Below are 8,840 nucleotides of genomic sequence, written 5' to 3'. Positions count from 1 at the left end.
ACACCGACACGGCGCCCTTCGGGATGGGCACCTACGCGTCCAGGTCCACGCCGGTCGCCGGGGCGGCCGTCGCCATGGTGTCGCGCAAGATCCGCGCCAAGGCCCGCAAGCTGGCGGCGCACCTGCTGGAGGTGTCCGAGGAGGACATCGAGTGGGAGCTCGGCCGGTTCTACGTACGCAGCTCGCCGCAGCGCGGCGTCTCCATCCAGGAGTGCGCCATGGCCGCCTACAGCAACATGCCGGACGGCATGGAGCCGGGCCTGGAGAACACCGCGTACTACGACCCGCCGAACCTCACCTGGCCGTTCGCCGTCTACATCGTCACGGTCGAGGTAGATCCCGAGACCGGCGTCTGGGACGTGCTGAAGATGGTCGCCGTCGACGACTGCGGCGTGCGGATCAACCCGATGATCGTCGAGGGCCAGATCATGGGCGGGCTGACCGAGGCGTACGCCATGTCCAGCATGCAGTTCATCACGTTCGATGCCGACGGCAACTGCGTCGGCTCGAACTACATGGACTACCTGCTGCCCACCGCGTGGGAGACCCCCGGCTACGAGCTGCACAGCGAGGTCGTCACGCCGTGCCCGCACCACCCGATCGGCGCCAAGGGCATCGGCGAGTGCGCCGCGGTCGGCGGCCCCGCTGCCTTCGTCAACGCGGTCATCGACGCGCTTGGCGGGACAGGGGTGCGGAACATCGACATGCCGGTTCTGCCGGACCGGGTGTGGGAAGCGATCACATACCGGCGAGACGTGTCCGGCGCGCCGCCAGTGCGCCAGGACGGGTAAGGGCCCGGGAGGTAGGTCATGAGCGGTTTGGGAGTGCTGGAGCAGGTCGGCGAGCTGGCCCGCAGCGGGCAGACGTTCGCGCTCGCGACGGTGGTCTGGCGCCAGGGACCGTCGTCCGGCAAGCAGGGCTCGCGCGCGATCATCACCGCGGACGGGCAGGTGCGCGGCTGGATCGGCGGCGCCTGCGCGGAGCCGGTGGTGATCCGCGAGGCGAGGCAGGTCATGGCGGACGGGAACGCCCGGCTGCTGCTGCTCGGCACCCCGGACCAGTTCGGCGCGGCGGTACCGGAGGGAATGACCGTGGTGCCGATCTCCTGCCAGAGCGAGGGCGCCCTCGAGATCTACATCGAGCCGGTGTTCCCGGTACCGCACCTGGTGATCGTGGGCAGCTCGCCCATGTCACAGACGCTCGCCGAGCTGGCCAGGGCGCTCGGCTGGTCCGCGGACCTGGTCAGCGGCACGGAGTTCACGCCGGGGCACGCGGCCGAGCGGTCGATGGTCGTCGTCGCCACCCAGGGGCACGGCGACGAGGACATGATGGAGCACGCGATCGCGGCGCACCCGGCCTACCTGGGCCTGGTCGCGTCGCACCGCCGTGCAGAAGCGGTGCTCGGGTACCTCGCCGACCGCGGCGTGCCCAAGGACCAGCTCGACAAGGTGCACGCCCCGGCCGGCCTGGACCTCGGCAGGACGAGTCACGAGGAGATCGCCGTCGCGGTCCTCGCGGAGCTGGTGCAGCTGCGCGCGTCCGGCGCCTTCGCGGACCTGCCCGCGCAGGGCAAGAACGAGGCACGCACGGAGCTGAAGTTCGCTGAGGCCGTCGAGGCGCTAGACCCGGTCTGCGGGATGACCGTCACGGCGGACGCATCCGCACGGCCCCTCACCCGCGACGGGGTCACCTACTACTTCTGCTGTACCGGCTGCCGCCGGACATTCGAGGAGAATCCTGATGCCTACATCAAGGCGGTGCTGAGGTGATCATCACCAGCGGCTTCGAGGTCGCCGAGCCGGTCGAGAAGGTGTGGCAGTTCTTCGGCGACATCCCGCAGGTGGCGTCCTGCCTGCCCGGCGCGGAACTGACCAAGGACCTCGGCGACGACAAGTACGAGGGCCAGGTGGCCATCCGGATGGGCCCGGTCCGGCTCCAGTTCAACGGCACCGCCGACATCACCGAACGCGATGAGGCCGCCAAGAAGCTCGTGGTCCACGCGGCGGGCGCCGACGTGAAAGGCCGCGGCCAGGCCGCCATGGTGGTCAGCGCCATCCTGACGCCGCGCGGCCGCGGCACCAAAGTCGACGTCACCCAGGACCTCCAGCTGGCCGGGGCGGCCGCGCAGTACGGCAGGGGCATGATCTCCGACGTCTCCGCCGTGCTGATGCGCGACTTCTCCGCGAACATGCAAGACCGGATCGAGCGGCTCGAGCGCGGGGAGTCGGCGGAACAGATCGCCGCCGCCAGCGGAGCCAGCTCCGCCAGCGGCCTCAGCCTCGCCTTCCGCGCCGCTCGGATGGCGCTGACCCGCGTCTTCCGCCGGTTCTTCCTGCCCTACCAGCCCGCGGCGAGCTGACCGAAAGGAGAGACCAAGTCATGGTCTTGTGGTGGATCGGCAACGTGATCCTGCTCGTGGTGATCCTGCCGGTCGTGATCTACCTGCTCAACCGGGTGCTCGCGGCCTTGGAACGGATCCGCGCCGCGAGCGACGACATCCTCGCCGGCGGCGTCGCGCTGATCGGCGAGTTGCAGGACGTCCCCGAGGGGCTGGCCGTTACGGACCAGACCATCGAGGCGGTCAAGGTCGGCGCGGTGCGCTACGCCGGCTCCGTAGCGAAACTACTCGGCTAGCCGGAGAGGAGCGCCGGTCCCATGCCAGCAGCAGCCTGGATGACCATCGCCGTCGCGGGCCTGATCATCGTGTTCACCGCGGTCGGCCTGATCAGGATCGTGTTCCACCTGCGCGCGATCCGCGGCACGCTCGTCACCCTCACCGGCGGCGTGCAGGCCGTCGACCAGCTGACGTCCACCGTCCCCGCACGGCTGACCTCGGTCAACGCCAACCTCAAGCCCGTCAGCGACTTCTGCGAAACGGTGTAGCGATGACCACAGACTGGACCATCGGCTACGTCATCGGCGGCGTGATCCTGCTCGCCGTTGTCGTCCTCGTGACGTGGATCCTGGTGCTCGCCAAGCAGATAGGCGACGAGGCGCCGAAGATCAACGCCGCGCTCGAAGGCGCCGTCCGCAACACGGCGCCGCTCGGCGCGCTCAGCACCACGATCGAGTACGCCACCACCATCATCGCCGGGCTTGAGCGCGGCCGGCACCGGCTAGGAGGCTAGCGGTGAACCCCACCGAGCACACTCTCTGGGTATCCGTCATCATCGTCGGCTTCGTCGTCGTGGTGGCCGTCGCGGCGCTGCTCAGCCTGCTCATCTACCTGATCAAGCGCATCGACGGCCGGGTGGACACGATCGGCGCGACGCTCACCGCGGCTAAGGCCAACACCGCGGAGACAGTGCTGATCCCGCAGGTCGCCACGGGCGTGGAGGCGGTCCTCGCCGAGGGCTTGCAGCACCACCTGTTCCTCGGCCGGGTACTCGGAAAGGTCAAGTCATGACTGTGCTGGTCGTCCTGACGGTCGTTGTCATCGTCTTGCTCATCGCGGGCCTGGCCGTCTACCTGTACTGGGCCGGCACGCTGCTCGACCGCATCGGCGCCAAGCTTGAGGGGGGCGCCGACATCGTCCGCGGTATCGTCGCCGACGCGAAGCTGATCGGGCCTGGTGTCGAGCACATCAACGAGACCGGCGGGGTGGTGGCAGGCGCGCTGCCGCTGCTGTACGGCATGGCCGAGGGCATCGTCGCCGGCGTCACGCCGACGGCGCCGCCGCCCGAGGTACCGGAAGTGGCGAGGCCGGCGTCCGGTACCCGCCGTTCCCGGCTGCTGGCAGGCGTCGGCTACGACCCAGAGTCATCCGGAACGTAAGCGCCCGACTCTTCACTCGAAAACGGACGGGTCGCCCGCGCCGCGGCGGACGATCTCGGGCTCGGGCTTGGAGAAGTCGATGACCGTCGTCGGCTCGGTCCCGCAGTCGCCGGAGTCGATCACCGCGTCCACGGCCTGGCCGAGTAGTTCGGAGATTTCCCAGCCCTGGGTCATCGGTTCGTCCTCGCCGGGCAACAGCAGGGTGCTGGAGACGAGCGGCTCGCCAAGTTCGGCGAGCAGCGCCTGGGCCGCCACGTGGTCCGGGATCCGCACCCCGACCGTCTTCTTCCCCGGGTGCTGGAGCCTGCGCGGCACCTCCTTGGTCGCCGGAAGGATGAACGTGTAACTGCCGGGGGTCGCTGTCTTGATCGCCCGGAACACCCGGTTGGGAACGTAAGTGAACTGGCCAAGCTGGGCGAAGTCCTGGCACACCAGCGTGAGGTGGTGCCGGCCGTCGAGTTGGCGGATAGCCCTGATCCTCGCGATGCCGTCGCTGTTGCCGAGCTGGCACCCGAGCGCGTAGCAAGAGTCCGTCGGGTAGGCGATCACGCCTCCCGCGCGCACGATCTCGGCGACCTGGGCGATCGCCCGAGGCTGCGGGTTGGCCGGATGAACGTCAAAGTACCTGGCTATGCCAGAAGTGTAGGCTCGCGGCGCTACCAGGACCAGAGGCTTAGCCGGGGCGCTGGTCGGGGCCACGGCGCGTGACCGGAGCCGTGGTCGGCGCGGCGGAGTACTCGCCGATCCACTCGTCCTTCCAGGCGTGATCGTACTGCTGTTCGTTGCAGCTCGGCCGGTAGACGGCGGTCAGCTCGCGGGCTATCTGCTCGCGGTGCGCGCGCGTCCCGCCCGGCACCTCGAAGCTGCAGACGTAGACCTTCCACTTCGAGCCGGCCCGTTGGATCCAGCACGCGGCCCGCGGGTGCTGGAACGGGAACCGCTGCGCGGACAGGTCGTCGGCGTGGCCGACGTAGATGACCGCGTAGTTCTCCTTCTCCGGCTCGGGCTTGTACATGATCGCGTACACCGCCGCGACCGGCGGCGGTGTCCAGCCTGCGAGCAGCCGCGGGCCGTCGAACGGGTAGCCGGCCAGCGAGCCAAGCCGGATCACCGCGGCTCGCCGGCTTCCGTGGCTTCCTCGGCCTCGCTGATCGCCTCGGTCCTGACGATGGGAGCGGCAGGCAGCCCGGCCTTCTCGGCCGCGGCGCGGAAGACGCCGGTCGCCACGGCGATGGCGTCGTCCCGGCTGTCCGCCACGACGAGCAGCTGCGCGCCGTACCTGTCGGTGCCGATCCCCGTGGCGACGCCGTGGCTGTCCGCGACCGCGTCGGCGAGCTCGACTATCTCCTCACGGCTGAAGACGCGGTCGCCTTCGGCCTCGATGCCGACACTCCACCGCACGGCCGGTCCCTCCTTTTCCGCTTAGTTCAGCGCCGGCAGCAGTCCGGCGAGCTCTTCAAGGCTGGCGAGGTCGTGCCCGGAGAGCAACAGGTCGATGTGCGGCGCCGCCACCATCATGCCCAGCGTGCTCGGCCGGAAATCGCGGTCGTCGCCCTTGTGCGGGTTCAGCCACACAATACGGTGACACAGCCGGGCCAGGCGCTCCATCGCGTTCGCCAGCACCTCGGGATCCCCGCGGTCCAGCCCGTCAGAGCAGATGACCACGACGCCGCCGCGGCACAGCCCGCCGCGGCCCCATTTCCTGACGAACTTGTCGAGCGACGCGCCGATCCGCGTACCGCCGTCCCAGTCCACCACGGTCCTGGCCGCCTCCTCGAGGGCGACGTCGACCCGCTGGTGCGCCAGCTCTTTCGTGATGCGGCTGAGCCTGGTGCCGAAGCAGAACACCTCCACCCGCGCCGCCGAGTGGCTGGCGGTGTGCGCGAACTGGAGCAGGTGCCTGGAGTAGTCGGCCATCGATCCTGACACGTCGAGGATGAGGATCAGCGGCCGCAGCTTGGTCTTGCGCTGCCGGAAGAACAGCCGCCCCGGCGGTTCCCCGTGCATGCGCATCGACTCCCTGATGGTGGCCCGCATGTCCGGCTCGCTGCCGGCGGCGGCCGGCCTGGTCCGCCTGGTGCGACGGCGCGGCGGGGTGAGCCGCATCCGCGTCATGATCCGGTGCAGCGCGGCGAGCTCGGCAGGCGTGCAGGCGGTGAAGGACCGGTGCTTGAGCGCGTCCGCGCCGGACGCCATCCAGCCGAGGTGCGGCTGGTCCTGGTCCTCCTCGGGACCGGGCTCCGTGGCGGGCATCACGAGTTCCGCCTCGGCTTCGGCCACCGACTGGGCGCGCAGCACCAGCTGGCTTTTCGCCGGCGCGTCCGCGCCGAGGAAGTAGCTTCTGAACACCTGGTCGTAAACGCCCTGGTCCTCATGGCGGCTGACGAGGGTGGCCCGCCCGGCCCAGTAGAGGTCGACCAGGTCCGTCGGGTCGAGCGGCGTCATGGCGGCGAAGTAGGTGAGCACGTCACCGGTACCGGCCGTCAGCCCGGCGGCGCGCAGTTCGGCGGCGAAGCCCACCAGCACGCTCGTGAACGGATCGCTGGGTTCAGGCACCGGGGATGATCTCCGCCAGGTTCTCGCGCACCAGGTCGAGGTCGTCGCGGTCCTTGATGACCGCGCCGATGGTGTCGTTGGCGGCGTCCGGCGTCAGCTCGGTCTCGCCGAGTACGCCGAGCGTGCGCACCCAGTCGATGGTCTCGGCGACACCCGGCGGCTTGGCCAGGTCCATTTCCCGCAGCCGGTGCACCGCCGCGACGACCTTCCTGGTCAGCTGCCCGGCCGCGGCGGGCTCGCGGATCGCGACGATCTCCGCCTCGCGCGCAGCCGTCGGATAGCCGATCCAGTGGTACAGGCAGCGCCTGCGCAGCGCGTCGTGCAGTTCCCTGGTCCTGTTCGAGGTCAGGATCACGACCGGGCTGGAATCGGCCTTGACGGTCCCGAGTTCCGGGATGCTGATCTGGTAGTCGGACAGGACCTCGAGCAGGAACGCCTCGAACTCGTCGTCGGCCCGGTCGATCTCGTCGATGAGCAGCACCGCTCTGTCTCCCCGCCTGACGGCCTCGAGCAGCGGCCGTTCCAGCAGGAACTTGGGCCCGAACAGCTTGTCGACGGACTGCTCGTCGGTGGCCTCGGCCTGCGACAGGGCCCTTATCTGCAGCATCTGCCTGGCGTAGTCCCACTCGTACAGCGCCTGGCTGGTGGTGATGCCCTCGTAGCACTGCAGCCTGATGAGCTGGCGGCCGAAGACCGCCGCGAGGACCTTGGCGACCTCTGTCTTGCCGACACCGACCTCGCCTTCGAGCAGCACGGGCCTGGGCAGCGAAAGCGACACGAGCAGGGTCGTCGCCAGCCCGCGGTCGGCGAGGTAACCGCCCTGCCGCAGGCTTTCAGTGAGCTCGGTTACGGTTCTCGGGTACTCCACTGGGCGGATCTCAGCCGGCGGCGTTCTGGCTGTCTCGCAGGATCAGGTCGCGCAGGGAGCCGACGGAACTGAGCTTGCCTTCGCGCTCGAGCCTGGCGCGCCACGCGTTGCCGCGGTCGGTTTCGTCGTCGCCGCCGTATTCGTCGAAGCCCACGCCTGCGTCGGTCATCCGCTTGCAGTGCGTCTCGCAATCGTCGTCGAGGTCGGCGGCGGTCTGCGCCTGACCGTGCCATATGTCCCTGAGGACCTCTAGCGCCTCCGTGCGCTCTGCGCCCATGACGGACATCCCTCCTGCCTCCAGCCGAAAGCGTATACGCGACTGTAACTCCGGACCGACGGTCAGGACGAGCCGGGATTAAGCGATTTCTTAATCGGCGCTTGCGCTGCGTGGGGAGTGTGCTTGTTACGTGAGTTGCGTTTCCGCTCTGCTGGACATGTCTGTAATGTCGGGGGTGTGACTGTGCATGAGATCCCGGCCACCGGTTCGGCCCAAGTCCATGTGCTCCACGACGGGTACGTGGGGCTCGATGGCGACGACGGACGGGTCAGCGGAACGGTCACCCTGATCGTGGATTCACCCGCGGTGATCGTGGTCGATCCTGGCATGGTCGCGTCGCGTTCCGGGCTGCTGGCAGCCCTGGGCTCGTACGGCTTCGAGCCGTCCGGCGTAACGGACGTGGTGTTCAGCCACCATCACCCGGATCACACGGTCAACGCGGCGCTGTTTCCCGCCGCGCGGATCCACGACCACTGGGCGGTGTACGAGGGAGACCGCTGGACGGACAGGGATGCCGACGGCGTGCTGCTCGGCCCGTCGGTCCGGCTGCTGCGCACTCCCGGGCACACCGCGGAGGACATCTCGACGGCCGCCGCAACGGCCGGCGGGGTATACGTCTGTACTCATGCCTGGTGGAGCGAGGACGGACCGGAGAACGACCCGCTCGCCACGGACCCCGCGGCCCTGAAGAAGAGCCGCGAGCTCCTGCTGTCATTCGCGACCGTGATCATTCCGGGGCACGGCACGCCGTTCGACGCGGGTGCGCTGCGGTGAGGCGCACGATCGCGGTGCGGTGTAACGACCCGGCGGGGGGCGGCGTTTCGGCGTATGAGGCCTTATCCTCGCGCGAAGTCCCGGCCTGGCCCCGTGGGCCGGGACTTGCGCTGTCCCCTGGGCCCCGCCAGAACGTCGGTGCCGATCGCGTCTGAAACGACGAGCCACGCGTGGCTGACTGGCCGTTGACCTCCGACCTCGGCCCGCTTGGCGCGCTGCCTACCGCACCGCGCCTCGCTCGCGGCTTCATCGGCGTCGTGCTCACCGCCTGGGGGCTGACCGGGCTTGCCGACGTCACCGAGCTGCTCGTCAGCGAGCTCACCGCCAACGTCGTCAGGGCGTCGACCGGACCCGACGGAAACCCCCGTTACGACAACGAGGGGAAGCTGCCGCTGCTGTGGGTGCGCCTGCTTTCCGACCACTTCCGGATCATGGTGGAGGTCTGGGACAACCTGCCCCCGGCGATCGGCACGCCAGTGGTCCGCCATCCGGGCCCGGACGAGGAATCCGGCCGCGGCCTGGAGATGATCGACGCGCTTTCCGAGGACTGGGGCTGGGAAAGCGTCCCGGGCTGGAAGGGCAAGCGCGTCT

At 69.4% G+C, this 8,840-nt stretch carries 16 protein-coding genes; 10 read left to right on the top strand and 6 right to left on the bottom strand.

Going from position 1 to position 8,840, the window contains the following annotated elements:
* The 8 genes from WA805_RS30105 to WA805_RS30070 form a co-directional block, all read left to right on the top strand.
* Nucleotides 1-791 (top strand): molybdopterin cofactor-binding domain-containing protein (locus WA805_RS30105; RefSeq protein WP_425244014.1); only part of this gene is annotated, 791 nt, incomplete at its 5' end.
* Nucleotides 792-809: 18 nt separating this feature from the next.
* Nucleotides 810-1,769: an XdhC family protein gene (locus tag WA805_RS30100; RefSeq protein ID WP_422290359.1), complete on the top strand. Its 960-nt coding sequence runs from the start codon at nt 810-812 to the stop codon at nt 1,767-1,769.
* Nucleotides 1,766-2,359, top strand: a complete 594-nt coding sequence (locus tag WA805_RS30095) for an SRPBCC family protein (RefSeq protein ID WP_425244013.1) — start codon at nt 1,766-1,768, stop codon at nt 2,357-2,359. The genes WA805_RS30100 and WA805_RS30095 overlap by 4 nt, the downstream gene beginning before the upstream one ends.
* A gap of 20 nt (nt 2,360-2,379) precedes the next feature.
* The gene (locus WA805_RS30090; protein ID WP_422278160.1) at nt 2,380-2,634 is read left to right on the top strand and encodes a hypothetical protein; all 255 of its coding nucleotides are present in this window, start codon (nt 2,380-2,382) and stop codon (nt 2,632-2,634) included.
* A 21-nt stretch (nt 2,635-2,655) separates the two neighbouring features.
* The gene (locus WA805_RS30085; protein ID WP_422278162.1) at nt 2,656-2,883 is read left to right on the top strand and encodes a hypothetical protein; all 228 of its coding nucleotides are present in this window, start codon (nt 2,656-2,658) and stop codon (nt 2,881-2,883) included.
* 2 nt (nt 2,884-2,885) lie between these two features.
* Nucleotides 2,886-3,128: a hypothetical protein gene (locus tag WA805_RS30080; RefSeq protein ID WP_422278164.1), complete on the top strand. Its 243-nt coding sequence runs from the start codon at nt 2,886-2,888 to the stop codon at nt 3,126-3,128.
* Between the two features lie 2 nt (nt 3,129-3,130).
* Nucleotides 3,131-3,406, top strand: coding sequence for a hypothetical protein (locus tag WA805_RS30075; protein ID WP_422278166.1), 276 nt, complete (start codon nt 3,131-3,133; stop codon nt 3,404-3,406).
* Nucleotides 3,403-3,774, top strand: coding sequence for a hypothetical protein (locus WA805_RS30070; protein ID WP_425244012.1), 372 nt, complete (start codon nt 3,403-3,405; stop codon nt 3,772-3,774). The genes WA805_RS30075 and WA805_RS30070 overlap by 4 nt, the downstream gene beginning before the upstream one ends.
* 12 nt (nt 3,775-3,786) lie before the next feature.
* Here the strand turns inward: WA805_RS30070 and WA805_RS30065 are convergent, their stop codons facing one another.
* Genes WA805_RS30065 through WA805_RS30040 form a run of 6 tightly spaced genes read right to left on the bottom strand, consistent with a single transcriptional unit; the run spans nt 3,787 to nt 7,475 of the window.
* Nucleotides 3,787-4,473 carry an L-threonylcarbamoyladenylate synthase gene (locus tag WA805_RS30065; RefSeq protein WP_422290355.1) on the bottom strand — a complete coding sequence of 229 codons (687 nt, stop codon included), beginning with the start codon at nt 4,471-4,473 and terminating at the stop codon, nt 3,787-3,789.
* The gene (locus WA805_RS30060; protein WP_422324082.1) at nt 4,448-4,885 is read right to left on the bottom strand and encodes a hypothetical protein; all 438 of its coding nucleotides are present in this window, start codon (nt 4,883-4,885) and stop codon (nt 4,448-4,450) included. The genes WA805_RS30065 and WA805_RS30060 overlap by 26 nt, the downstream gene beginning before the upstream one ends.
* Entirely contained in the window at nt 4,882-5,175 is a 294-nt protein-coding gene (locus WA805_RS30055) for a hypothetical protein (RefSeq protein WP_422278172.1), read from the bottom strand. The genes WA805_RS30060 and WA805_RS30055 overlap by 4 nt, the downstream gene beginning before the upstream one ends.
* A 21-nt stretch (nt 5,176-5,196) precedes the next feature.
* Complete coding sequence (locus tag WA805_RS30050) at nt 5,197-6,330, bottom strand: vWA domain-containing protein (RefSeq protein WP_422337874.1); 1,134 nt, start codon at nt 6,328-6,330, stop codon at nt 5,197-5,199.
* Nucleotides 6,323-7,198 (bottom strand): AAA family ATPase, encoded by an 876-nt coding sequence (locus WA805_RS30045; RefSeq protein ID WP_422278176.1) that lies wholly within the window; start codon nt 7,196-7,198, stop codon nt 6,323-6,325. The genes WA805_RS30050 and WA805_RS30045 overlap by 8 nt, the downstream gene beginning before the upstream one ends.
* A gap of 10 nt (nt 7,199-7,208) precedes the next feature.
* Complete coding sequence (locus WA805_RS30040; RefSeq protein ID WP_422290351.1) at nt 7,209-7,475, bottom strand: hypothetical protein; 267 nt, start codon at nt 7,473-7,475, stop codon at nt 7,209-7,211.
* Nucleotides 7,476-7,652: 177 nt separating this feature from the next.
* Here WA805_RS30040 and WA805_RS30035 point away from each other — a divergent pair, with 177 nt between their 5' ends.
* Both WA805_RS30035 and WA805_RS30030 read left to right on the top strand, forming a co-directional pair.
* Nucleotides 7,653-8,249 (top strand): MBL fold metallo-hydrolase, encoded by a 597-nt coding sequence (locus tag WA805_RS30035; protein WP_422278180.1) that lies wholly within the window; start codon nt 7,653-7,655, stop codon nt 8,247-8,249.
* A gap of 170 nt (nt 8,250-8,419) precedes the next feature.
* Nucleotides 8,420-8,840: ATP-binding protein (locus WA805_RS30030; protein ID WP_425244011.1), on the top strand; the 421-nt coding region annotated here is incomplete at its 3' end.

This window comes from Trebonia sp. (assembly GCF_049794275.1).
In the GTDB taxonomy this organism is placed as follows: Bacteria; Actinomycetota; Actinomycetes; order Streptosporangiales; family Streptosporangiaceae; genus Trebonia.
Note: the sequence above shows the minus strand (reverse complement) of the source record. Positions and strands in the feature narration are given on the sequence as shown.

Bases quoted from the DNA above. Each gene is read 5' to 3' on its own strand.
- WA805_RS30085 (WP_422278162.1), top strand. From the start codon at position 2,656: ATGCCAGCAGCAGCCTGGATGACCATCGCCGTCGCGGGCCTGATCATC.
- WA805_RS30080 (WP_422278164.1), top strand. From the start codon at position 2,886: ATGACCACAGACTGGACCATCGGCTACGTCATCGGCGGCGTGATCCTG.
- WA805_RS30070 (WP_425244012.1), top strand. From the start codon at position 3,403: ATGACTGTGCTGGTCGTCCTGACGGTCGTTGTCATCGTCTTGCTCATC.
- WA805_RS30090 (WP_422278160.1), top strand. From the start codon at position 2,380: ATGGTCTTGTGGTGGATCGGCAACGTGATCCTGCTCGTGGTGATCCTG.
- WA805_RS30100 (WP_422290359.1), top strand. From the start codon at position 810: ATGAGCGGTTTGGGAGTGCTGGAGCAGGTCGGCGAGCTGGCCCGCAGC.
- WA805_RS30040 (WP_422290351.1), bottom strand. From the start codon at position 7,475: ATGGGCGCAGAGCGCACGGAGGCGCTAGAGGTCCTCAGGGACATATGG.